General features: G+C 42.7%; 19 protein-coding genes and 1 CRISPR repeat array. Of the genes, 7 read left to right on the forward strand and 12 right to left on the reverse strand.

The window, feature by feature from the left end; all coding sequences use genetic code 11:
- Positions 1–36: 36 nt before the first annotated feature.
- The 6 genes from V7K76_RS17225 to V7K76_RS17250 form a co-directional block, all read right to left on the reverse strand.
- Positions 37–810 (reverse strand): TIGR03943 family putative permease subunit, encoded by a 774-nt coding sequence (locus V7K76_RS17225; RefSeq protein ID WP_334775513.1) that lies wholly within the window; start codon positions 808–810, stop codon positions 37–39.
- Between the two features lie 63 nt (positions 811–873).
- Positions 874–1,926 (reverse strand): permease, encoded by a 1,053-nt coding sequence (locus V7K76_RS17230; protein ID WP_334775514.1) that lies wholly within the window; start codon positions 1,924–1,926, stop codon positions 874–876.
- Positions 1,927–2,785: 859 nt separating this feature from the next.
- Entirely contained in the window at positions 2,786–2,977 is a 192-nt protein-coding gene (locus V7K76_RS17235) for a DUF2281 domain-containing protein (protein ID WP_334775515.1), read from the reverse strand.
- Positions 2,978–3,097: 120 nt separating this feature from the next.
- On the reverse strand, positions 3,098–4,105 hold the full coding sequence (locus tag V7K76_RS17240) for a WD40 repeat domain-containing protein (protein ID WP_442936230.1): 1,008 nt from the start codon (positions 4,103–4,105) through the stop codon (positions 3,098–3,100).
- A 136-nt stretch (positions 4,106–4,241) separates the two neighbouring features.
- Positions 4,242–4,538, reverse strand: a complete 297-nt coding sequence (locus V7K76_RS17245; protein ID WP_179068451.1) for a hypothetical protein — start codon at positions 4,536–4,538, stop codon at positions 4,242–4,244.
- A 475-nt stretch (positions 4,539–5,013) separates the two neighbouring features.
- The gene (locus tag V7K76_RS17250; protein WP_334708678.1) at positions 5,014–5,184 is read right to left on the reverse strand and encodes a hypothetical protein; all 171 of its coding nucleotides are present in this window, start codon (positions 5,182–5,184) and stop codon (positions 5,014–5,016) included.
- 545 nt (positions 5,185–5,729) lie between these two features.
- On the opposite strand from V7K76_RS17250, the gene ald reads away from it, so the two are divergent.
- The 5 genes from ald (at position 5,730) to V7K76_RS17275 (ending at position 12,894) form a co-directional block, all read left to right on the forward strand.
- Entirely contained in the window at positions 5,730–6,821 is a 1,092-nt protein-coding gene (gene ald / locus V7K76_RS17255) for an alanine dehydrogenase (protein ID WP_334775517.1), read from the forward strand.
- Between the two features lie 301 nt (positions 6,822–7,122).
- A CRISPR array of direct repeats spans positions 7,123–8,847; the repeat unit is 37 nt; unit sequence ATTGCAATTGACCTAAATCCCTATTAGGGATTGAAAC.
- 83 nt (positions 8,848–8,930) lie between these two features.
- Positions 8,931–9,368 carry a DoxX family protein gene (locus tag V7K76_RS17260; RefSeq protein ID WP_334775518.1) on the forward strand — a complete coding sequence of 146 codons (438 nt, stop codon included), beginning with the start codon at positions 8,931–8,933 and terminating at the stop codon, positions 9,366–9,368.
- 23 nt (positions 9,369–9,391) lie between these two features.
- Positions 9,392–9,958 carry a DUF2808 domain-containing protein gene (locus V7K76_RS17265; RefSeq protein ID WP_334775519.1) on the forward strand — a complete coding sequence of 189 codons (567 nt, stop codon included), beginning with the start codon at positions 9,392–9,394 and terminating at the stop codon, positions 9,956–9,958.
- Positions 9,959–10,435: 477 nt separating this feature from the next.
- Positions 10,436–11,755, forward strand: coding sequence for an acetyl ornithine aminotransferase family protein (locus V7K76_RS17270; protein ID WP_334952428.1), 1,320 nt, complete (start codon positions 10,436–10,438; stop codon positions 11,753–11,755).
- A gap of 224 nt (positions 11,756–11,979) precedes the next feature.
- A complete protein-coding gene (locus V7K76_RS17275) occupies positions 11,980–12,894 on the forward strand; it encodes a DUF1338 domain-containing protein (RefSeq protein WP_334952426.1) in 915 nt (304 codons plus the stop codon).
- 509 nt (positions 12,895–13,403) lie between these two features.
- Here V7K76_RS17275 and V7K76_RS17280 read toward each other — a convergent pair.
- The 5 genes from V7K76_RS17280 to topA form a co-directional block, all read right to left on the reverse strand.
- The gene (locus V7K76_RS17280; RefSeq protein ID WP_334952424.1) at positions 13,404–16,118 is read right to left on the reverse strand and encodes an HD family phosphohydrolase; all 2,715 of its coding nucleotides are present in this window, start codon (positions 16,116–16,118) and stop codon (positions 13,404–13,406) included.
- Positions 16,119–16,343: 225 nt separating this feature from the next.
- Positions 16,344–17,288 carry an ADP-ribosylglycohydrolase family protein gene (locus tag V7K76_RS17285; protein ID WP_334775523.1) on the reverse strand — a complete coding sequence of 315 codons (945 nt, stop codon included), beginning with the start codon at positions 17,286–17,288 and terminating at the stop codon, positions 16,344–16,346.
- Positions 17,289–17,352: 64 nt separating this feature from the next.
- A complete protein-coding gene (gene aroQ, locus V7K76_RS17290; protein WP_442936228.1) occupies positions 17,353–17,820 on the reverse strand; it encodes a type II 3-dehydroquinate dehydratase in 468 nt (155 codons plus the stop codon).
- A 7-nt stretch (positions 17,821–17,827) separates the two neighbouring features.
- Complete coding sequence (locus tag V7K76_RS17295) at positions 17,828–17,968, reverse strand: hypothetical protein (protein ID WP_012410890.1); 141 nt, start codon at positions 17,966–17,968, stop codon at positions 17,828–17,830.
- Positions 17,969–18,221: 253 nt separating this feature from the next.
- Positions 18,222–20,885, reverse strand: a complete 2,664-nt coding sequence (topA, locus tag V7K76_RS17300; RefSeq protein ID WP_334775525.1) for a type I DNA topoisomerase — start codon at positions 20,883–20,885, stop codon at positions 18,222–18,224.
- Positions 20,886–21,328: 443 nt separating this feature from the next.
- Here topA and V7K76_RS17305 point away from each other — a divergent pair, with 443 nt between their 5' ends.
- Positions 21,329–21,622: a hypothetical protein gene (locus V7K76_RS17305; protein ID WP_334775526.1), complete on the forward strand. Its 294-nt coding sequence runs from the start codon at positions 21,329–21,331 to the stop codon at positions 21,620–21,622.
- On the forward strand, positions 21,609–22,625 hold the full coding sequence (locus V7K76_RS17310) for a DUF6745 domain-containing protein (protein ID WP_442936681.1): 1,017 nt from the start codon (positions 21,609–21,611) through the stop codon (positions 22,623–22,625). The genes V7K76_RS17305 and V7K76_RS17310 overlap by 14 nt, the downstream gene beginning before the upstream one ends.
- Before the next feature lie 33 nt (positions 22,626–22,658).
- Here the strand turns inward: V7K76_RS17310 and V7K76_RS17315 are convergent, their stop codons facing one another.
- Complete coding sequence (locus tag V7K76_RS17315; RefSeq protein ID WP_334775528.1) at positions 22,659–23,351, reverse strand: Uma2 family endonuclease; 693 nt, start codon at positions 23,349–23,351, stop codon at positions 22,659–22,661.

Genomic DNA, 23,351 nt, shown 5'->3' on the forward strand with positions numbered 1-23,351 from the left:
GTCATTTGTCATTTGTCATTTGTCATCAACAAATAACTAATAACTATAAGGATTTTGGGGTTGAGGAATATTTTTGAGGGAGGTGGCAGCAATGGTAAGTTGGCGTTTACCTGACAAATTTTCTGTCACCATTTGTCCTTCGACTTCCAGCCAGGTATCGGCGGCATAAGCCTCTTGATTATTTTGTAGTTTGACGGGCAATCCCACAGGGTAAGCATCTGCTGCACAGCAAGTTAAGACAAATCGTGCTAAGAACAAATATTCTTTTCCTATATCTGGCGGGTGGATGACAAACCCCTGTACTTTGACTTTTTGTCCTGTATATGTATCTGGCTCTGGATAGACATTGACAGTACGCACCCAATCTACAAGCGATCGCTCCTCTGGGCGAACGGTAGCGCGAAAGGCTTGGGGTTTAACACGTGTGCTTCCCAATGAATCAGTCGTTATACCTCTTTGGAGTGCTTTGTCACTAGCAAAAACTTGCGGTGTAATGATAAAACCTAGAATCGCCGTAGTCAACAATAAAGTACTGCCCCAACCTGGGGGAAATAAACTAATATGCGGGGTGTTTGGTGTCACATCACGGCGACGATGTTGCCAAAGTTCCTGCATCTTGAAGAAACCAATAATAATCAAGCTGATACCAGTCACGACCACGAACCAAATGTAATTTGGGTGAATCAACAGGTTCAGCTTGTTAGTTAACCAATATCTCAACATCAAAGTGCCCCAAGCTGTAATTGCTATAGCATCCAGCCAAGGGAGTAACAGATTTGGGATTTTAGATTTGGGGGTTTTGTTAGTCATTAGTCATTAGTCATTGGTCATTAGTCATTGGTCATTAGCAAAGGACAAATGACAAATAATTTTTTAAAAGACGTGCAAGTTCAGGAAAAGGGTGAACACAAATGTTAATTGTGCTGCTAACGCAAATAAGTAAAAGACCGTTTTGGGTTTAAAAATGGATAACATCAAACCAATACCTTTGATGTCAATCATTGGCCCAAACACTAGAAATGCCAACAATGAACCACTGCTAAAGGTTGAGGCAAAAGATAGGGCGAAGAAAGAATCAACTGTAGAACAAATTGACACCACTACTGCTAATATCAGCATTACCACAATTGAGATAATGGGGCCAGCACCCAAACTGAGAATTAATTCACGGGGAGCGAGGACTTGAATGGCAGCCGCGATCGCACTTCCTACAACCATGACGCCGCCGAGTTCTCGGAATTCTTGGATGCTATTATCCACCACTAGACGCAGTTTCGCTGCCAAGGGTTTATTGGTAGTAGACGCTGAGGTAGGCGGTACTAAATTAGCATCTATCCGCAGTGGTGTACCTGCTTTTCCTCCTAAGATATAAGTCCCAGATTGTAAGATATTCGGTATTGTTGCTTCCTCTTGTGCTTGGTAACGCTTACCACGGCGCTTGGTTTCAGGCGGTGCTGGTGGGTTAAACTTCATATAACGAGCGATCGCAGGCTGAATTATCGGATTTAAGTCCTTTTGAAAACTGAAAACATACCCGATAATTGTGGCAATTGCTAGAGAAAACACGACTCGTAAGACTACTATTTCTGGCTGATCTCGAAATGCTGTCCAAGTTGACCAAATTACAATTGGGTTAATTGTTGGTGCTGCTAGCAAAAAACCAATTGCCACTGGTGTGGGTACTCCCTGAATCAGGAACCGCCGCGCTACCGGTACATTCCCGCACTCACACACCGGAAATAAAAAGCCGATCATGCTGCCAACTAAAGCACCCAATAGCGGATTTGTGGGCATTTTTTCTACGAGTTTGCGCTCATCAACAAAAAACAGCAGCAAACTGGAGAATAAAACCCCAAGAAGCAAAAAAGGCATCGCCTCGACTAGCAGACTTAGAAATAGCGTAAAACCATTGTTCAGTTCATTCATGGGTGTCGCAGTCAAAAGCGGTTTTTAGTTTTAGGGTTCTGCCTAGTCATTCTATCGAAATGGGGATCAAAAGCAGTTCGGGAAAATTAAACATTATTTAAGTAGCAAGTTATCTAATGTTTGAAATTGCGCTTCAGCGCTACAAACCTTTGCTTAAGCCAAGATAGTGATTTTTACCTGAGTGCATTTACTGACGATGACCATTTCTAAGATTGTCTAAGTTCAGAATTTGTTCCGTTCTAGAGGGCAAGTAGCTGCATAGATGATTTGAAATTCCCTATGTTTATACTTACAGTAATTTCCTGGATTAGATATTAGCTCGGCTCTATTTTCATCAAGTATTCACAGTTATGCAACATTTGGGGTAGGTGTAGCCCGTCGTAGACATCGCTCTTGGTTGCGACCATCATTGATTTTGGCTTGTTTTGGCAAAATTTGATCTGATCCTTGATTGATTGTTTACTATAACAACTATAAAAAGGCAAGACCAAATTTTAGCCAACAATCTAAAAATCACTATCAGGCTAGAAACCTGAACGGTAATCACTAAAACTGAGAGATGCTCTTCTCTCCTGGCGCAAACAAATCTTGTCTGCGACACGCTAGGGACTTCCTACAAATAAATTACCCAATCTTGTAGGGTGGGCATCTTGCCCGCCTTTGTATATGGGCAGGCAAGATGCCCACGAAGTAGTTGAGTATTTTTTTATAAGAAGAATTCAGAACTCAGGAGCGGAGCCGGAGACGCTCCGCCTCCGGTCAGAATTCAGTATGAATTCTGTATGAGTGGGTAATGAATATTGGTTAAAACCTCGCCCCTGGTAGGCGAAAAAAATTAAAATATTCTCGCCTTAAAACTCTATCCCTTTATGGGTAGAGTATTCTGAATTCTGAATTCTGATGCTAAATCAGCACATAACCCTTTGACGCTATGTAAGGGAGTTTTAGGAGTATTTTTTTGATACAAAAACTCTGCAAAATTCAATAACTCTTGCTGTCTATCTATAGGTAGTTGGCGCAATTTTTCCAAAACTGCTTGCTCAATATTCATAATATTTATCAGCTTTGTACTACTATAACGCGATGCTTACGGCGGTAAACTACGCATTTTCCACCACACGGCATTCAGTTCCTCAAATTCTTTAAGAAGTCGGGTATCTGGTGTTCGCAATTATTTACGTTTTATTGGAATCCCCCAAATCTTGATTTGTCGATCAAATCCACCACTGGCAAGAATTTTACCATTTGGACTAAAAGCGATCGCACTTACCCAGTCTGTATGTCCACTCAGGGTATTTATTAACTCGCCTGTAGTTAAATTCCACAATTTAATCCCGTCTCTGCCGGCACTAGCAAGGGTTTGTCCATCGGGATTAATGGCGATCGCATTTACCCAGTTATTATGTCCTGTGAAGGTGCGGACTAATTCTCCAGTATTAATATTCCACTGTTTTATGGTGCGATCGCGGCTAGCACTAACTAATGTTTCTCCATCTGGCGTAAAGATAACAGCGCTAACAGCATTAGAATGAGCTACTGATTCACGGATTAATTTACCAGTACTCAAATTCCACAGCTTGATTACACCCTTATTATCACCACTAGCCAAGGTCTGCCCATCAGGACTAATAGCCACGGTATAAATCAAATTATCAAAGCTGACTAGAGTCCCTAGAGGGCGCTGCTGTAGCAAATCCCAGAGACGAATCCCATCCAAAGCTCCACTGATGAGAATTTTACTATCAGGAGACACCGCTAAAGATAATACGTTACTGGTATGTCCAACAAAAGAGCGGCTAAATTTAAAATTTTTCAGGCTCCAGAGGTTAATTGTGTTGTCATCACTACAGCTAGCGAGGGTTTGACCATCTGGCGAAATCACTAAAGATTCTATGGCGGCTTTGTGTGCTTTGTTAATATCCCCTAACTTTTTGCCGTTTGTTGTATTCCACAGAAGAATTATACCCTCGTTTTCTGCACCTCCACTCGCAAGAATTCTGCTATCTGGACTGAAAGCGAGGGATTTGACGGTTCCGTTATGTCCTCTAAGTGTGTAAAGCAATTGGGCATTAGCAAAGTTGCTAGTAGCTTGGGAGTTTGGCGTTACTTCAATGGCAGCATGAGCCTGATGAATGTAAAACCCTTTCCAGATAGTCACTGGAAGGGCAACAGCTGCCATAAATGCCAAGATAATATACGGCCGCAGAAAATTACCGCCACCTCTTCCCTCACTACTCACTGTTTTTCCTCACTTTTATAGATACAGTTACCCAAATTAATTTTGCAGAGCTATTACTTAATAACTCTGCACATCCTTAAAGAGGCGGTTTTTTCTTAGAAACGCTTAACATTGGTAAAGGCGTACTAGAAGAAGAACGAGAGGGCAAATAATGTTGCACTACAGGTTCCTCTGGTAAGGGACGACGCTGCTGGAAACGCCACAACTTAAAGCCTAGCGCTATCCCTGCCGTTCCCAAACCAAAAGCAAACAACGACCAGCTATCATTCAATCCGCCAATCAGAGCATCCATAACGCCCATCGTCATTAATACACTGATTATTGGCTCTTTTCGGTAGGTTGACTTCAAAAAACGAGGTAATACAGCATTCATCACAGCTTGGTTGGTTCCTGTTCACCTTTTGTGTATATTTACCAAGAATACCTCACCCGTAATTTGCCTTTCTCATCCAAGGCAGACACTAATTTATGATTTTCTTTAGTAGGGGAGGAAGTTTACTCATTAATCGCCTTGCATCAGCTAGTTGCAAGTCTATGATATTTAAATCAAAAATAGGTATTTCGATTCCTCTCTTGCTTACATTTTAGGGCAATTATTTATGAATAAGTCTAATTAAAGTATCTAGTACAGCACGGCGTAAATAAACCACCTATTCAAAATCAATGAAACGCTTACGCTGTATTAATTTTGAATTTTGAATTCCGCCTTGCGGTACTAGTGGTCTGTCAAATTCATTTTGGCGGTTAGAGAGACGCGATAAATCGCCTTCTCTACAGAGAACTTATCCGTCAATTAGTTCTTGACAGACCACTAGCTTACAACTTCAAAATTGTGCTTGTTGATGGCACTACTTTAGACCCAGCCATGATAACACCCCTTGATTGCTTGTATATTCAATCACCAGCAGCAAAGCGAAGCCAATCATTGCCGCTCGACCATTCAAGCGTTCGGCATATTCGTTAAAGCCAAACTTAGGCTCTTCTAGTTTAGGTGTAATTGTTGGTTGTGTCTGTGTCATTTTTTTTAGAAACCTTTTTTCGGCAAACGGGAATTGATATCAGACTTCTGGCAGAAGTCGAGGAAAGTGGGGGTTTTTATCCTACACTTGGTCGCTTATAAGACCGATTGCAGTGCTTGAATGCCAAGATGACTTGAGAAATTCAGCAAAAGCTTCCTAGTCGGGAGCTATACAATCGCTCTTTTAATAAATCGTTACTATTCTTTATATATTGTATAAATACTGGGGCAATAGTCAAGGATAAGAGTCAATACGGTTCAGTTAAGGATAATCGTAGGTTGGGTGGAACGAAGTGAAACCCAACAAACCCGCGAAAATGTTGGGTTTCGTTCCTCCACCTAACCTACGCATCTGAGGGGTTTTTGGCGCTAACTGAACCGTATTGGGATAAGAGTTTGGGGCTACTCAAATTTAATTGAGAAACTTAGAACACAGATTAATGATCTCTAATGCAGCTATCTGTAATAGGTCAGCGCCAATAGGAAAGTAGCAAGGTTGAAATTGGCAGGCTACAGTTAAACAAAAAAAATTATCAGAGGCGATATATGGAAATTGGTGTTCCTAAGGAAAATAAAGATCAAGAGTTTCGGGTAGGATTAAGTCCTTCTAGTGTGCGGGTGCTGCGAGAAAGTGGTCATAGCATCTTTGTGCAGACACAAGCAGGTAATGGTGCTGGATTCTCCGATGATGACTACAGAAGTGCTGGAGCCGAAATTGTCCCCACATCAGAAACGGCTTGGAATCGGGAATTGGTTGTTAAAGTTAAAGAGCCTCTGACATCTGAGTATAATTTTTTGCAGAAAGGGCAGATATTATTTACTTATTTACACTTAGCAGCCGATCGCAAGTTGACAGAGCATTTAATTGATTGTGGCACAACTGCGATCGCTTACGAAACCGTAGAACAACCAGGCGCTAACAGATTACCCTTGCTCACTCCCATGAGCGTAATTGCCGGTCGGTTAGCAGTACAATTTGGAGCCAGATTCTTAGAACGTCAGCAAGGTGGTAGAGGTGTACTTTTAGGCGGTGTTCCTGGAGTGCAACCGGGCAAAGTAGTAATTTTAGGTGGCGGCGTTGTCGGCACAGAAGCAGCTAAAATTGCTGTGGGCGTGGGTGCGATCGTGCAGATTTTAGATGTGAGTGTTGAACGCTTATCTTACTTAGAAACTCTCTTTGGCTCTAGAGTCGAATTGATTTATAGCAACTCTGCTCATATTGAAGCCGCAGTCAAAGAAGCCGATTTGCTCATCGGTGCAGTTTTAGTGTTAGGACGTAGAGCGCCAATATTAGTATCTCGTGAATTGGTCAAACAAATGCGTCCTGGTTCAGTAATAGTTGACGTAGCTGTTGACCAAGGCGGCTGCATAGAAACCTTACACCCCACATCACATACAAATCCGGTATACGTTGAAGAGGGTGTGGTGCATTATGGCGTTCCCAATATGCCAGGTGCAGTACCTTGGACAGCAACTCAGGCACTCAATAATAGTACATTACCTTATGTTGTCCAGTTAGCGAATTTGGGAATTAAGGCACTGGAAGTTAACCCAGCCTTAGCTAAGGGTGTGAATGTGCAGAATCATCAATTAGTACATCCGGCTGTGCAAGAGGTATTCCCTGACTTGGTAAATTAAGGTATGCAAGTGTCAGGCGATCGCTTATTTTAATGGTAGTAGCGATCGCTAATTAGACTAATTTCCTTGCCTTATGCGCGGATGGGTAGGTGTACAAAATGAGAAGGAGCAAAAAAGGCTGTACGCTCCATCTATACAAGGCTTTGAGGGCAATCATACCTTTAAACCATCCGCGCACCTTATAGGGACTGCGTTTCAGCGATTTGCATCTTATGCTATGACTATTCTCTGTGTTATGATTTGCCTACTCGCGCAACCGTACCTTGAAAACCAAATACAGCATTGCTTTCAGCTTCCAGCGATTGCAATTGACCTAAATCCCTATTAGGGATTGAAACGGTGAAATCTCGTTTGAGGGTAGCCTTGGTGGTAGATTGCAATTGACCTAAATCCCTATTAGGGATTGAAACGAGAATTAGAGTTGTTGCTGCCAGGGTTTAAGTCTATGATTGCAATTGACCTAAATCCCTATTAGGGATTGAAACAGAAGGAATTCAACGCGAAGGACAAGAATTAGAGTATTGCAATTGACCTAAATCCCTATTAGGGATTGAAACTACCACACAGGTATTACAAAGCTTCTTTTTTAAATTGCAATTGACCTAAATCCCTATTAGGGATTGAAACACATTGGCGAGCGATGATGTATTTTCAAGTTCTGATTGCAATTGACCTAAATCCCTATTAGGGATTGAAACCGCTGTCGACACGGTGGATACCGTTTCTAGAACAGTTCGCAAACGGATTGCAATTGACCTAAATCCCTATTAGGGATTGAAACCGCTGTCGACGGCTACGAAGCTAGAGTGTAATATTGCAATTGACCTAAATCCCTATTAGGGATTGAAACATGATAATTTACTTACCGCGTTTACTGGCTTGAGATTGCAATTGACCTAAATCCCTATTAGGGATTGAAACTGACTAATATTAATTTCATCCCCTTCTTTGTTAAATTGCAATTGACCTAAATCCCTATTAGGGATTGAAACGTGTCCCACGAAGCTAGAGTGTAATTGTTTTTTGATTGCAATTGACCTAAATCCCTATTAGGGATTGAAACACTTTATGCCGAAGATACACCTCAAAGCGTAAGTATTGCAATTGACCTAAATCCCTATTAGGGATTGAAACAGCTACGAAGCTAGAGTGTAATTGTTTTTTGGCGAATTGCAATTGACCTAAATCCCTATTAGGGATTGAAACCGGCATCTCGGCAGTTTCCACGGCAATTAGTGCGCTGCAACATTGCAATTGACCTAAATCCCTATTAGGGATTGAAACAAATAGCAGCGCAGCCCCAGTACCAGGCTCAAGTAGATTGCAATTGACCTAAATCCCTATTAGGGATTGAAACGTAATGGTATGCCTGTAGCTTCTTGATTAAAAGATTGCAATTGACCTAAATCCCTATTAGGGATTGAAACAACGAAGTGACAGGGCTTTTTACTATTACCTTTAATTGCAATTGACCTAAATCCCTATTAGGGATTGAAACATCCTATTGATATATTAAACCTGTATACGGGTTTATTGCAATTGACCTAAATCCCTATTAGGGATTGAAACATAAAGTTGCGATTATGGATCGGAAGCCCCCACGAGATTGCAATTGACCTAAATCCCTATTAGGGATTGAAACCTGAAATTCATCCTAGTTTCAAAGTTCGTGCGCTTTTCATCTCTGATGAAATTGCAATTGACCTAAATCCCTATTAGGGATTGAAACAACGCATTGCTTTCCGCTTCCACAAGCGCCGCCGCTTGCACATATTGCAATTGACCTAAATCCCTATTAGGGATTGAAACATTGGGCATTGGGGACTACGCTGCTGACGGATTAATTGCAATTGACCTAAATCCCTATTAGGGATTGAAACAATTCGCCCTGAATATCATCGACCTCAAGTTATCTAATTGCAATTGACCTAAATCCCTATTAGGGATTGAAACCGTAATATTCGCCTTCTTTAAAAAGATGGGCGCATTATTGCAATTGACCTAAATCCCTATTAGGGATTGAAACTAGTTAAGAAAATTTTTATTGCAGATTAACATCCGTCAGTCAAACTGAGGTAATGAGGGTAAGTATATAATAAGGCAAAAACCATGAAGAAGTATAAGGAAATATTACGTGTCATCCTTGCTATATCCATCATTGTGGTTGGAGTGACACACTTTGTGATTCCAGAACCTTATGTCAAAATTATGCCGCCACAACTTCCTTACCACTTAGGATTAGTTTATCTCAGTGGCTTTTATGAGATTTTGGGTGGTATTGGGTTATTAGTTCCGCCTGTGAGTCAAGCTGCTGCTTGGGGACTTATTGCTCTTTTTATTGCGGTTTTCCCTGCCAATATCAATATGGCGGTTAATCACATTCAGCTAGAACATATACCAAACTCACCTTGGGTACACGTAGTTAGACTTCCCTTTCAAGCTGTTTTAATTGCTTGGGCTTGGTGGTATACGAAATCTTCGGTTGGGGAAAAACAAGCTTCTATTATTCCGAAATCACTGATTCCCAAGGAACTAGAATCAAAGTAAGTGCGTTTTTATATCTGAAAATCATGCGCGTTGCAACTTTGTTTGGAATAACACTCTCGTTAGCAATAGGCATTGGAGAAGTTACACTTCCGGTGACTCAAGCTGTGCAGCTTAGAGATGGCCTAGTCTATTTCGTGCAACCGCCAAAACTTGTTAACGCGACAACTACTTACAAAGAGGTGAATTTTTGGGGCGCAACTTACTATTTCACTATCGATGTGCCGGAAAATGCTGGAGAATCACTCCAGAAGGTAACGATCGCACAAAAAGAAGGATCGGAAAACATCCGCTACAATCTTGATGATACCCGCGCATTTGTCGGCACACGCGATCGCAAAGAAACGCAACTGAAACTAGGCCCAGTCACAAACGACCGCGACACACGTACGGTTTCTGTAAACTTTGACCCACCTGTAACTCCAGGACAGACAATTACCATCGCCCTCCGCCCTGTGAGTAATCCCAGCTTTTCTGGTGTCTACTTATTAGGTGTTACAGCATTCCCTGTGGGTGAAAAATCTCACGGTCAATTTCTTGGCTTTGGACGGTTTCAGTTTTACGGCAATGGTAGAGGCTGGTGGTTTCCATAGAGGGAATGGGGAATAGACATCTCCAGAAATTAAATATGCGTTATCCAGAATCCTTGTAGAGACGTAGCACTGCTACGTCTCTACATTCATTTTCACCAGATATCTAATATTTTCTAAAAGTTGTGTTATAAAAACGGGCAAGAGTCTTAAATAATTCGTAATTCGTAATTCGTAATTCGTAATTAAGTTTTGTGACGGGGATTTAGACCCCGACCCAAAACTTGCCAGTTATTGAACTGGGGGATTTAAACCCACGGTAGTCGGTTAAACAATACGAAAGGGCTTAATGTCAAGCTTTTTTGTGAAATACTTCTGAGGATTCAGGGAAAATTAGCTGTATTTTTCCTGAGTCGCTGACGTATACTCTGATTTTTCGGTAAATGCGTAATTCTTACAGCAATGGAATCAAATGTTACTGTAAGCAATCAATACTTTAGCGTTTAATTATCAGTAATCTTTAAAAATCCCGAAAAAAATATGTTAAGTATTCCTATTAACCTAAATTTACCTCGTATACCCCATTTAATAACTGTTTTACCTGGGCCTCGCGCTCAAGCAATTGTACAACGCGATCGCGCCGTAACTTCTCCTTCTTATACCCGCGATTACCCGTTAGTTGTATCTCGCGGTCAGGGCTGTATGCTAGAAGATGTGGATGGCAACGTATTTCTAGATATGACCGCAGGTATTGCCGTTACCGCCACCGGACACGCTCACCCAGAAGTTGTCAAGGCAATTCAAGAACAATCGGCGCGTCTGTTGCACATGTCAGGGACAGATTTTTATTATGAGCCGATGGTAGAACTAGCGGAACAATTAGCGATGCGCGCCCCTTTTCCCCAGCCACAGAGTAATGGTGTGTTTCCCGCAAAGATATTTTTTAGCAATTCTGGGGCAGAATCCAACGAAGGAGCAATTAAGCTAGCTAGATATTACACCAAGCGATCGCTAATTGTGGCATTCTTAGGTGCATTTCACGGACGCACTTATGGGGCAATGTCTCTTACTGGTTCCAAAGCAGTGCAACGAGCTAATTTTGGGCCTTTAGTTCCTGGGGTAACTCATATTCCCTACGGCACTCACGCTAGTTTAGATTACTTGGAACAACAGCTATTTACGACAATTTTACCACCGCAAGAAGTAGCAGCGATCATCGTCGAACCGATTCAAGGAGAAGGTGGATATATCGTACCCGAAGATGGTTTTTTAAAACGGATTCGGGAGATATGCGATCGCCACGGTATTCTGATGGTAGTGGATGAAGTACAAGCGGGGATGGGGCGGACTGGTCGCTTATTTGCGATCGAGCATTGGGGTGTGATGCCTGATATCATTACCACAGCTAAAGGTATCGCCAGTGGTATGCCCTTGGGAGCGATACTTGCCAGACCAGAGTTAATGACTTGGCCTCCCGGTTCTCACGCTACTACATTTGGTGGTAATCCTGTAGCTTGTGCTGCTGGTATTGCCACACTGCGACTCTTGGAAAGTGGTTTGATGGCAAACGCTACCCAGATGGGCGAATTATTACAAGCTAGTCTGACCAAGTTGCATCAAAGATTTCCCAGAGTATCGCCGCCACGAGGTAAGGGTTTGATGGTAGCGGTGGATTTATTGGATGAAGTGGGTAATCTCGATCATAAATTACGCGATCGCATTATCCAAGAAGCTTTTTTACGCGGTTTATTATTACTAGGTTGCGGTAAAGCCGCAATTCGTTTCTGTCCCCCTCTAGTTATCGACAGCGACCAAATTCAGATAGCCCTTGAGATTATCAGCGAGATTTTAAGTTATTAAAAAATTATAGGGATTGGGGATTGGGGACTGGGGACTGGGGACTGGGGACTGAAAAAAATTAGTTGAACCTTAATACTTAATCCAATCTCTAATTCCCAATCCCCAATTCCCAATTCCCAATCCCCAATTTCCAATTCCCAATTCCCAATCCCCAATTTCCAATCCCCAATTTCCAATCCCCAATCCCCAATCCCCAGTCCCCAATCCCCAATCCCCAGTTCATTATGAAACCCGAAATAACCCTGAATTTATGGAAATTACTTTGGCAAGAATACAGCGCCAGGGTAAATTATGCCCGTACCTACCAACAAATGATTACTGCTGCGGGTGGGACTGTCGCCAACGACCACATTGCTTTTCGGTCATTGCGTTTATTAGTAGATACTCCACAGGGTCAAGTTAACTTGGGAATTGACTACCTTGGACAACTTGCAGAAGCTTTAGGTTACGTGGCGGCTGGAGAGTATACTTTTGCTCAAACTCATTTGTACGCTCGTCATTATCGTCATCCACAGCAAGAGGAATTTAACTTACCCAAGCTGTTTATCAGCGAGTTGATTGTCGATGAATTGCCTGCTAATATTGCCCAACTCATCTCTAAAACAGTATATTCAATCCCAAAGGAACTAACCTCACCCCTGATTATTCTACAAAAAGACAGGAATATTGAAACCATCGCCAAAGAACTCCAGCAAGTCTTTACCCGCCCTTGGCAACTTCCCCAGCGTTCTTTTGTCGAAGAGGTGAATCAGGTTACTCAATATGGGGCTTGGGTGTTGCTACACGGTTATGCTGTCAACCATTTCACAGGCTATGTCAACGGGCAGAATACTCCAGAATATCCAGATATTGATACTACCGCCAGTGCTTTAGCTAACCTGGGTGTACCAATGAAAGCAGAGATAGAGGGAAATATTACTTGTGGTTTGCGGCAAACTGCAACTCAAGCAGTCACAGAAATGGTGACGGTATTAGATGATAACAGTGGTGCAGAAATTCAGATTCCTTGGACTTACGCCTATTATGAAATTGCCCAGCGCTATCTAGTAGAAGTGGAATCTGGAAAGCAGGTACTTTTTGATGCTTTTTTAGGAAATAATGCCCAGCAATTGTTTGAAATGACTCGTCTAAGTAGGTAAGAGGCAGAAGGGGAATTACAAGCTACCCCTAAATCTCTTGAATCCGAAAAAGTGATTGATTTTTTGTGATATCAAGTCTTTTTCCTCGCACCTTATTCACCTTTTATCCCACTCAAGGCATTGATTTATCAAGGTTTTCTGTTTATTCAGCAACCCCTAAGTACAATACAGTTCAGTTAAGCAATTTTTTCCTTCTCTTTCCTCTCTCTGTGTCCTCTGCGCCTCTGTGGTTCGTTAAAATTGACAAAGAGTGCTAGCCTTAACCCAAGCGTATTGCCCCTAAGTAAACGTGAATTCGATTGCTCATATAATATCTACCCAATTTGCTCAATCAAAAAACCTCTAAGAAGGTTTACTACGCAAAACCGTCCCTCTCCGAGTCGGAGAGGGACAGACTTGAACTTCAGTTCAAGGCAGGGAGAGGTTCGTCGAACTCACGTTAAGTAAGTGTGCAGAATTAATTACACAATGCCATTGTGTAATTAATTTTGTTTATCTACTTATCCGCATTAAGAATTAAGCGCAGCACCACTAGCCTTAAACTTGGGATAAGCAATGCGTTTGTGATGAAATTGCTGCCAAACTTCCACAAATATTTCAGCAATTTGTGACATTTCTTCCCGTGTTAGTCCCGAATCTACGAGTTGATTGTCTTGCCATTTGGCACGCAAGATGTTATTTAACATTGTTAAAGCTTGTTCGGTAGAGACATCTTTAAGCAATGGCTTCTTTCCCGGAGATTTAGCCGATACTTGCAGCGATCGCAGCGCGGCTTCACAAGAATCTGCTAACATAACAATTCCTGTTTCCCGTGATTGCGGAATCGGCCCATCATAGCGAAAATCTGCGTCGTCTACTATTAAACTCGGATTTTCCTGAGCCATTTGCTGGGCTTGGTGATGAAAATAGGCAATCAGCATCGTTCCCTGATGCTCTGGAATAAAAGCTTGAATCGCTGTCGGTAAAAGGTGTTTACGTGCCATCACCAACCCTTCGGTTACGTGCTTTTTAATAATTTCTGCACTCTTCCAAGGGTCTTTAATCTCAGTATCATGTTTATTCGGCCCGCCCATTTGATTTTCAATAAAGCCAAGGGGGTCGTGCATTTTACCAATATCGTGATATAATGTTCCGGCCCTGACCAATTCAACATTGCATCCTAGTTCTTTGGCAGCAGCTTCCGCAAGGGTAGCCACAAGCAGGGTATGTTGAAAAGTTCCCGGAGTTTCGGTAGCAAGTCGTTTTAATAAAGGGCGGTTAGGATTCGCCAACTCTGCTAGGCGGATTGGGGTAACTAAATCAAAAACTTTTTCTAGATAAGGACTCAAGCCCAAGGCGACAATACTCCAGCCTAAACCGGATAAAGCAAACAATCCGGCTTCTTGGAGGACGATATACCAGGTTGAACCAAATGCTTGACCAATTAAGATTTTAACAACCAGATAAATACCGCCTTGAGTTAAAGCGATCGCCACACCTAATAAGGCCAATTCTTCACGCGATCGCAATCGTTGAGCGATGTAACTACCTAATATTCCTCCCCCAACACCAGCTAAAAGGGCAGCCTTGCTCATCTCCAAGCTCATGCCTAAGATCGGCAACAACAGTCCGACAACTGTCAGCGCCAAAGTAGAGCCGTAGAAGCTTCCCAACAACAAACCAAGGGCACTCCAGGTAGTATAGGGCAATCCGATCGCGATCGCTCCTGGTACACTCAGAGTTAGCAGTAACACTAACAAGCGATCGCGTTGTCGCAATTCGTAATCGATATGCCGTTCTACCCAGACAAAAATGCTAATGGCGATCGCAATCACGCTTCCTAACTTCAGCAATTCTTGCCATTTTATCTCCCGACGAATCAGGTGATAATGCTCCAGCACCTCAAAGTTCCATGCAGTAATCTGCGCTCCTTTTTTGACAATTACCTCACCAGAGTGTACCTTCTCCATCACCGGGGGCACACCAGCAGCAGCCTTTTGAGCGTTTTCTCTTGTTTGTTCTTCATCATTTTGTAGATTCGGCTTGAGTACAGCTAACAACACGTTCTTTGCCAAAGTTTCGGCGTCTTCTGGTACAAAGGTCTGCAATTGTAAACTCACCGCATCTTGTAAGATATTTTTTGGTAGTCCTTGTGGGATGCCTTGGGCAAGAATCCGCTCTGTAATTTGATGAATTCCCGTTTGGGTTTTTTTCCACTCCACATCTAACAAATCTAAAAGCAGGGATTCTTCGTATACTGCTTCTGGCTTAACACTCTCTAACTGTAAAAGTTTGGCAGTGGCTTGGGTGTATCTTTGGCGTGCTTGGGAAATTAAGGCAATTAGTAAGGATAAGTTTTTCTCAGAAGTTATGAGACGGTAAGATTCTAGTTCTGCTACGGCTTGAGTAAAGTCAGTATTTTGAGAAAAATCAGTTGGTTCTGTCTTTTTTGGACTCTGTGAATCAGATTTGGGTGTTGTGCGCGGCTGGCGTTCCTGATTAGATGAGGCGGTAGTTTGTCCTTTTGGTTTCTTCTGCGGATTTTTACTATTTTCTACAGTCAATAATAGTGCTTGCCATTCCGATTCAGGACAAGAGCGGAGATAACGCTGGGTAGAAATGGATAAAATTACGGAATTAAGAAAAGGAAAAGCTCCAGCAACGGCGCGAATTTCGTTGCCATCATCTAGGAGTTGTTGCAAATTTTTATTAATTTCTTCATTCACTCGCGCATCAAGCATCAACATCTGTAAGGAGCTTTCACTAACGGCTTTGCGCTTGGCTTCTGTTTTTTTCTGATTTTCGATATTAGCTGTGTAAGGGGCTGTAATTGTCTGGGGCGCGGGATTTCCAACTTGGAGTTGCGTCTGATTGTATAATTTATTTCCAATAACGCCTGTTAGAGATACGATCGCGATCGCCAAAATTACCGAGTAACGCTGTTGATATGCCCAATCTAAACCGACTGCATAAATACTGCTCTGAGTTTTGACCGATTTTGCCTTTGGTTTTAGCGATCGTTCTTGTTTTCTGCGATGCCTACGGCGGGCTACGCCTACGCTTTTGTGATTGGTTTTTGATAAAAACAGGAGTATATTCTTGAGCATAGTCCTGAGAAGTTCCCTTCTATGGGTTTTAGCTTTGGGACTTCTCATTAACTTTCCCTTACGGCGTAGTGCTGTATACTGTCGCCGCCAGTGAATCAATTGCTGGTTCAAGAACTGCAAAAATTGCTGCATTTTCATTAATCTCTGCCTGCAATTGCCGACTTTGATGGCTCAAAAAAAGACAATCATCAGGAAAGTTTACTCTGCGGCTACTGTAACTACGGTGGCGGGGCTTTTTTACTGCCGATTTGCCACAATAGCTAGCTACAGAATCAGTCCGAGGTTTGCGGAAAAATCCTAGTATATGAGACTAATACACTGTGGCATCAGTTTGCCTACTTTTAAAAAGGGATTTAATTGAGATTAACGCAACCGAATAACGCGAGGAGCTGCGTAAACAGAAAGCAGAGCCGCCTCACATCCCTCCTCTGCTAACTCCCTTGGATTTAAGGTAAGATCATACACTCCCGACCACACCGCCACAAATGCATCAGTCAATTTTAACATTTGGGAAAAACTAGTTAGTCCCCATACTGGAGAGTTACTCTGCAAGAGCAAGACTTGCCAATTTACAGGAATTCCACCGATACCATTATATGCTCCTGATAAAGCACCAGTAATTGCACCTGTAGCCTTTGAGCTTATAAGCGTAGCATCTTGCACTTGAGAATTATCATTGTAAGTTGCCTGCAAAACTGCAAGGCGAAAGTCTTCCAAGGTACTCAAAAAGCAGTAAAATGCCATTGCAATAGTATTACTGAGTTTTTCTTCCCTCGCAAACTCAGCTTGTACCCTTGACAATCCCACCCCTTGTTCTAATAAATTCTGGACTCTTAATAATTTTTTTGGTATTGATGTCGGTGTTTCTCCGATAAAAGCAATTATTTGTGGAATAAGGGTTAGGGGGTCGAGTTTTTCCGTTAGGGCAAGAGCGATCGCATAAGCAACTGCGAGTGTTCCATCTCTTACTACTGGGTCATCTTCCCAGATGTTTAGTACACGTAGCAAGTTTTGACGCAGTTTAATTGGATTTTCGTGAAAAAAGAGTGCTACTGGTAGTGTGGCAATAATTATTTTTACCGATATCTCATCAGTTGCAGCTAAATGAAGCGATTCTTCTTGCTGACGCCTTATCCAATCATCTAAATCTAATCTACCCAATGTAATTAAACTCTGAGTACCAATAACCGCCATTTTGCCCAAATCTAGGCAACTCTGAAATTGGATTCCACCACCACAAGTTAAACTTTCCCCTAGAAACGCTCCGAGTAAAGTACCTTTAAACCGACTAATAGGAGAGTAACGCATACAATTTTGGATTTTAGATTTTAGATTTTAGAACTTCATCTAAAGTCTAAAGTCTATAACTGATTCATCTTTCATCCTTTCTCAAATGATTTACCAAAGCTTGTAAGCCCAACAGGTAACTTTGAACGCCAAAACCACTTATTTGTCCGATCGCAACTGGGGCGATGTACGAATGATGGCGAAAATCTTCCCGGCGGTAAATGTTACTCAGATGCACTTCTACTGTGGGTAAGTTAACAGCAGCGATCGCATCTCGCAAGGCGACACTTGTGTGGGTATATGCGCCTGCATTAATCAGAATTCCCTGATGCTCTCCTAATGCGCCATGAATTGCATCTACCAGAATTCCTTCATGATTTGACTGCACAAAAAAAACTTTCGCCTGTAACTTGAATGCTTCTTCTTCTAACAGGCGGTTAATTTCAGCTAGCGTTAAAGAACCATAAATTCCTGGCTCTCGCTGTCCTAGCAAATTTAAGTTTGGCCCATGCAGTACTAGAATGCTTAAGGATTGCAAAGTCGAGTTCAGCACTTTGGGATTAGTGGCGACGCCGTGAGCGATCGTTCACAGGAATCGGAATCAGTTCCGGTTCCGGTTCAGCCTCTGGCCCTAACAGGCTCTCAATTAGCCTACGAGCTAATTCCTTAAGCTTTTCCAGCACCTTTTCTATATAGTCCATGAACAGACCGCTCCTGAGATACTACCTCAATTTTTGATTAACAGGTGAAAATAGCATATTTTCGCACCTCTGGCTTCCAATCGGGCTGATACACAATCCCGCATTTGGGACATAAGCCACTTCTAAAATTTGGCGTTGTGTTTTCCCTTACCTTTTAGACTATCACACTTGCAACCTATCGAACTGTATCCTATCAAGGATGGATATCAAGGGTCAAGAGTTCAGGATTGGACTTGAGACTCTTGACTTGCAATTAACTTTCTGCGCTCTTTTTTTTCGCAGCCGTCGTTGATGACTTAGCAGTTGACTTAGTAGTTGACTTAGATTTGGAACTCGTTGATTTAGTCGTTTTGCGAGTCGATTTCGCTGTCGATGCCTTAGCTGACAACAAGTTCAGTGCCTCAGCCAAAGTTATATCTTCTACCGTTTGACCTTCTGGGATACTTACATTAGTTTTGCCATGCTTGATGTAAGGGCCATAAGGTCCATCGTAGATATTGATTGTTTCCCCATCTTCTGGATGCGTACCCAATTCGCGTAAGGCTGCCTTGGACTTGCTGTTGGTGGAACTGCGTCCCTTTTTGGGTTCGGATAACAATTCCAATGCACGTTCTAGGCTAATTGCCAATACATTATCAGCAGCTTTTAGGGAGCGGTAATCTTTCCCTTCTTTACCTTGGTCATGAACCACATAAGGGCCAAAGCGTCCCAAACTTGCTTGGATTTTGCCGCCAGTGACGGGATGAACTCCTAGTGTTCGGGGTAGTGCCAACAGACCAACAGCCATTTCCAGGGTAACGGTTTCTGGGGTGACACCTTTAAGTAAGGAGGCTTGTTTCGGTTTGGGGTTTTCGTCGGTTTTATCACCCAATTGGACGTAGGGCCCGTAAGCACCAATTTTCACATAAATCGGTTCGCCAGTTTCGGGATGCCGACCTACCTGGTCAGGGCCAGTGATTTTTTGCCGCAGCAGTACTTCTACCTGTTTGGGGTCGAGGTCAGCTGGTGTCAAGTCTTTGGGAATTGAGGCGGTAATCACCCCCTCACCATTGACGACTTCGATGTAGGGGCCATATTTTCCAATGCGGACTTTGGCATCTAGATTCTCTAGTTCTACAGTCCTAGCTTTGGTGGCATCAATTTGACTTTCCCGTTCTCTAACTAGGGTTTCTAGCCCTTTCTCTCCTAGATAGAATTGCTGCAAGTAGGGCAGCCATTTCGCTTCACCTGTGGCAATGTCATCAAGGGTTTGCTCCATCTTTGAGGTAAAACTGGGATCAACGATGTCTGGAAAATGTTTTTCCAGCAAGTCAGTGACGGCGAAAGCGGTAAAGGTGGGAATGAGGGCGTTAGTCACCAAATGGGCATAACCCTTATCGATGATTGTGCCAATGATGCTGGCGTAAGTACTGGGACGACCGATACCTTCGCTTTCTAATGTTTTCACCAAAGAAGCTTCGGTGTATCTAGCTGGCGGTTGAGTTTCGTGCCCAACGGCTTCTAGCTCTGTACAATTCGGATGATCCCCTACTTTCAGATTCGGCAAAATTACTTCCTGGTCTTCCAGTGCTGCTTCTGGGTCGTCCGAGCCTTCGACGTAGGCACGTAGGTATCCTGGAAATTCAATCCGTTTGCCAGAAGAACGAAATCCAGCATCCTCGACTTGCAATTGTACGGTAATTTGAGTTTGCCGAGAATCAGCCATTTGACAGGCAACAGTCCGCTTCCAAATCAAATCGTAAATGGCAAGTTCCCGACCACCCAAAGCAGTTTCTTGGGGGGTACGGAAGGTGCTACCTGCTGGACGAATTGCTTCGTGCGCTTCTTGTGCGCCTTTGGATTTGGTGGTGTATTGCCGGGGTTGGGGACTAAGGTATTGTTGACCGTAGAGCTTTTCTACACAACTGCGAGCAGCTGCGATCGCTTGATCTGACAAATGCACCGAATCTGTCCGCATATAGGTAATATACCCTTGCTCGTACAAATTCTGGGCAACCCGCATGGTGTCACGGGCTGAGAGGCGCAGTTTTCGGTTAGATTCTTGTTGCAACGTCGAAGTTGTGAACGGTGGCGACGGTTTGCGCGTCACTGGGCGTTCCTCAATGTCGTTAACATTCCAGGTTTTCCCAGTTAGGCGTTCCTTGAGGGCTACCGCTTGTTCTTCGTTGAGCAACAAGACATTACGTCCTGCGGTAATTTCTCCGGTCGTTGCGTCAAAATCGCTACCATTAGCGATTTTAGTTCCTCCCAACGTTACCAACTGGGCACCAAAGGGGGTTTTTTCCTTTGACAAACTGGCTTTCAAATCCCAGTATGTACCCTCATGGAAAGCGCGGCGTTGGCGTTCCCTAGTAACTAAAAGTCTTACAGCTACAGATTGCACTCGCCCAGCAGATAATCCCCAGGCGATTTTTTTCCATAAGAGGGGAGACAGAGTATAGCCGACAAGTCGATCTAAAATCCGCCGGGTTTCTTGGGCGCGAACCAACTGCTCATCAATATTACGGCAGTTTTTCAGAGCTTTTTTGATCGCCTCTTGGGTAATTTCGTGAAACACCATCCGCTTAGTGGGAACTTTCGGCTTCAGCAGTTGGTATAAATGCCAACTAATGCTTTCACCTTCCCGGTCTTCGTCCGTTGCCAGAATCAGTTCATCTACATCCTTGAGGGCATCTTTGAGCTGGGTAACAATTTTCTTTTTGTCTTTCGGGACAACATACACCGGTTCAAAGTCGGCGTCCACATTTACCCCTAGCTGCGCCCATGATTCCCCCTTGACGGCAGCAGGAATTTCACTAGCCGACTGGGGTAGGTCACGCACATGACCCATAGACGCCTCCACCCGATAGCCTGCTGGCAGGTAGTTGCGAATGGTACGAGCTTTGGTTGGAGATTCGACGATGACGAGAGTTGACATGGAAATTTCAATAAAAAGAAGAGCTACTAAGCTAAACAGTCAAGTTGAGGTAATTTTTGCAAATTGTCAAGATCAAAGGTCACGCTTAGGGCGGTGATTTAATCCTCACATAAACTGCCTGTTTGGGAGAAAATTCGCTGAACTTAATGCCCAGTCTGTCCCAGAGGATACATGAGGGTACGCTGGGTCTGAATTTCCAGCTATTTTAATCTTTAACTTATCTAACGCATAATTGGCGACTACAGTTTTTAAATTTGGGGATTGGGGATTGGGGACTGGGGATTGGGGACTGGGGATTGGGGAGTGGGGAGTGGGGAATGGGGGAGATGAAGGAGAATAAGCAATGCCCAATGCCTCACTTTAATAAAGCTTGTGCCAAAATTAAATCAAACTTGAGAGCAAAAGCGAAGTGGGATTTGTACCCATGTCAGGAAAGCAGAACTATGCAACCAATTCGTCAGGGTGATGTGATCTTACTACCTGTGCAGCAGGTTGAAGGACAAAAAATACCTCATTTAACTTTGGCAGAAGGCGAAGTTACGGGTCATAAGCATCGGATTACTGAGGGCAAGGCAGAATTATCTGAAAAAGATGGCACACTCTATTTACGTGTTTTTTCAGATTCGGCATTGCTAGCTCATGAGGAGCATAAAGCTATTTCTATTCCCCAAGGTGACTGGATGGTGAAAATTCAGCGAGAATACGAGCCTGAAGGTTGGCGTTATGTCGCTGATTGAAAAGTTAACGCCTGAGCAAGAGGCTTTGATTCCAGTTTATCGAGAGAAAGCGGTGGAAGTTGTTAAAGCTACATATACAGCTATCGGTAAACAACAGCCAGAAATTATTTTTTGTGAAAGTCCTTATGCTGGTTTAAAAATAATTTTTAAAAAGCTACCTAATTTAAATTTTAATAATATAAATATTCTAAGTCTCAATAATAATGTTTGCGACTATATTATTGCAGATTTAACTAATAAAGATAGAGAATTTTCATATCAAAAAAATACGGAGATTCTTAGACAATTAAGTATTGTTGATGTTAAACCAAATTTTAATCCACGAGAATATGTATTAGAAGATAAATTCCAAAATCAGCCTAAAATCAATATAAATTTAGGAGATCGTCTCTGGTTAAATTTACAAAATTTGGCTAATCGTTGTTGTAATGTGGATTTTTACGTTTCTGTATTAAATTATTCTTACAGCAAAAAAAGATGGGAAACTTTACAGTCTTTATCAAGGTTTTGTGGTTGGATTTCTCCATTTGAAAAATTTTGTATAGTATGCGATCGCCCCCTTCACCTGCGCTTCGACAATGAAAATCGCCTCCACGCTGAAGGCGAACCCGCCATTGAATTTACTGATGGATATAGCCTCTACTCCTACCACGGCGTAATCTTACCTGAAAAGTACGCTAAAATCCCCCCTCAGCAATGGCAAGCTACTTGGCTTTTAACAGAAGAAAATGCCGAATTACGGAGAGTATTAATTCAGGGTATTGGTTACGCTAGAATCTGCCAAGAACTACAAGCTATTGAATTAGATACTTGGCAAGAATACACGTTATTAAAAATTGATGCTGATGTTGATGAAGAACCAATTTATTTATTAAAAATGACTTGTCCTAGTACAAGCTTTATTCATGCCTTGCGAGTTTCGCCGAATATGAACTCAGCGCGTGAAGCAATTCGCTGGATAAATTGGGGTGTAGATTCAGAAGAATTTGGTGTGCAAACATAATTGCTTAAGATACTTTCCCCATTTAGAAATTGTTCAACGATCGCTACCTAATTTCTTGATAAAATCCCCATGTTCAGCAGACTGCAAACCTGCTTGTAAAACCTTCAACACACCCTGCATATTACCTGCTAATAACTCTGTCGCCGCTAACCACAACCCTGGAAATACCCGACTTTGCAAAACGCCTTCATTATCAGGTACTAATTCCAAATATTCACCCTGTTCCAGAGAAAACCAAGTCAATTTTTGGTCTAAAACTTGCCAAACAATATATTCTTTGACACCGTTACGACGATAAGCCTGTTTTTTGCCATGAAGATCGATAGCCGCACTACTAGCAGCAATTTCCACAACTAACTCTGGCGCACCTTCAATATAATCATCTTCACTCAGCCGCGTTTGACCCCCTGCTTCCGGTAGAATCAACAGAACAACATCGGGTTGAGGTTCGTTATCTAAGTCTAAGCGGACGGTAGGTTCAACTCCCAAAGCTACACCAGGAGTTGCAGCTTCGTAAGCAACTAACCAACCAATAATCCAACCATGCGGTTGACCGTGACTTTGGAAACGCAGAGCAGCAGGCATAATATAGACAATCCCTTCAATTAATTCAGCTTTTTTCAGGTTAGGGGTGGCATTATAGCGACGCTCAAATTCGTAGCGGGTGAGTTTGTCGCCATTTTCCAAAAGAGGAATTGTCAAAGGCTGGGAGGGTGTTTTCACCAT

The sequence above is a fragment of the Nostoc sp. genome, assembly GCF_036917975.1.
In the GTDB taxonomy this organism is placed as follows: domain Bacteria; phylum Cyanobacteriota; class Cyanobacteriia; order Cyanobacteriales; family Nostocaceae; genus Nostoc.

Excerpts from the sequence above, each read along its gene's own strand:
- V7K76_RS17225 (WP_334775513.1), bottom strand. The coding sequence starts at position 810 with ATGACTAACAAAACCCCCAAATCTAAAATCCCAAATCTGTTACTCCCT.
- V7K76_RS17230 (WP_334775514.1), bottom strand. The coding sequence starts at position 1,926 with ATGAATGAACTGAACAATGGTTTTACGCTATTTCTAAGTCTGCTAGTC.
- V7K76_RS17235 (WP_334775515.1), bottom strand. The coding sequence starts at position 2,977 with ATGAATATTGAGCAAGCAGTTTTGGAAAAATTGCGCCAACTACCTATA.
- V7K76_RS17240 (WP_442936230.1), bottom strand. The coding sequence starts at position 4,105 with ATGGCAGCTGTTGCCCTTCCAGTGACTATCTGGAAAGGGTTTTACATT.
- V7K76_RS17245 (WP_179068451.1), bottom strand. The coding sequence starts at position 4,538 with ATGAATGCTGTATTACCTCGTTTTTTGAAGTCAACCTACCGAAAAGAG.
- V7K76_RS17250 (WP_334708678.1), bottom strand. The coding sequence starts at position 5,184 with ATGACACAGACACAACCAACAATTACACCTAAACTAGAAGAGCCTAAG.
- ald (WP_334775517.1), top strand. The coding sequence starts at position 5,730 with ATGGAAATTGGTGTTCCTAAGGAAAATAAAGATCAAGAGTTTCGGGTA.
- V7K76_RS17260 (WP_334775518.1), top strand. The coding sequence starts at position 8,931 with ATGAAGAAGTATAAGGAAATATTACGTGTCATCCTTGCTATATCCATC.
- V7K76_RS17265 (WP_334775519.1), top strand. The coding sequence starts at position 9,392 with ATGCGCGTTGCAACTTTGTTTGGAATAACACTCTCGTTAGCAATAGGC.
- V7K76_RS17270 (WP_334952428.1), top strand. The coding sequence starts at position 10,436 with ATGTTAAGTATTCCTATTAACCTAAATTTACCTCGTATACCCCATTTA.
- V7K76_RS17275 (WP_334952426.1), top strand. The coding sequence starts at position 11,980 with ATGAAACCCGAAATAACCCTGAATTTATGGAAATTACTTTGGCAAGAA.
- V7K76_RS17280 (WP_334952424.1), bottom strand. The coding sequence starts at position 16,118 with ATGAAAATGCAGCAATTTTTGCAGTTCTTGAACCAGCAATTGATTCAC.
- V7K76_RS17285 (WP_334775523.1), bottom strand. The coding sequence starts at position 17,288 with ATGCGTTACTCTCCTATTAGTCGGTTTAAAGGTACTTTACTCGGAGCG.
- V7K76_RS17295 (WP_012410890.1), bottom strand. The coding sequence starts at position 17,968 with ATGGACTATATAGAAAAGGTGCTGGAAAAGCTTAAGGAATTAGCTCGT.
- topA (WP_334775525.1), bottom strand. The coding sequence starts at position 20,885 with ATGTCAACTCTCGTCATCGTCGAATCTCCAACCAAAGCTCGTACCATT.
- V7K76_RS17305 (WP_334775526.1), top strand. The coding sequence starts at position 21,329 with ATGCAACCAATTCGTCAGGGTGATGTGATCTTACTACCTGTGCAGCAG.
- V7K76_RS17310 (WP_442936681.1), top strand. The coding sequence starts at position 21,609 with ATGTCGCTGATTGAAAAGTTAACGCCTGAGCAAGAGGCTTTGATTCCA.
- V7K76_RS17315 (WP_334775528.1), bottom strand. The coding sequence starts at position 23,351 with ATGGTGAAAACACCCTCCCAGCCTTTGACAATTCCTCTTTTGGAAAAT.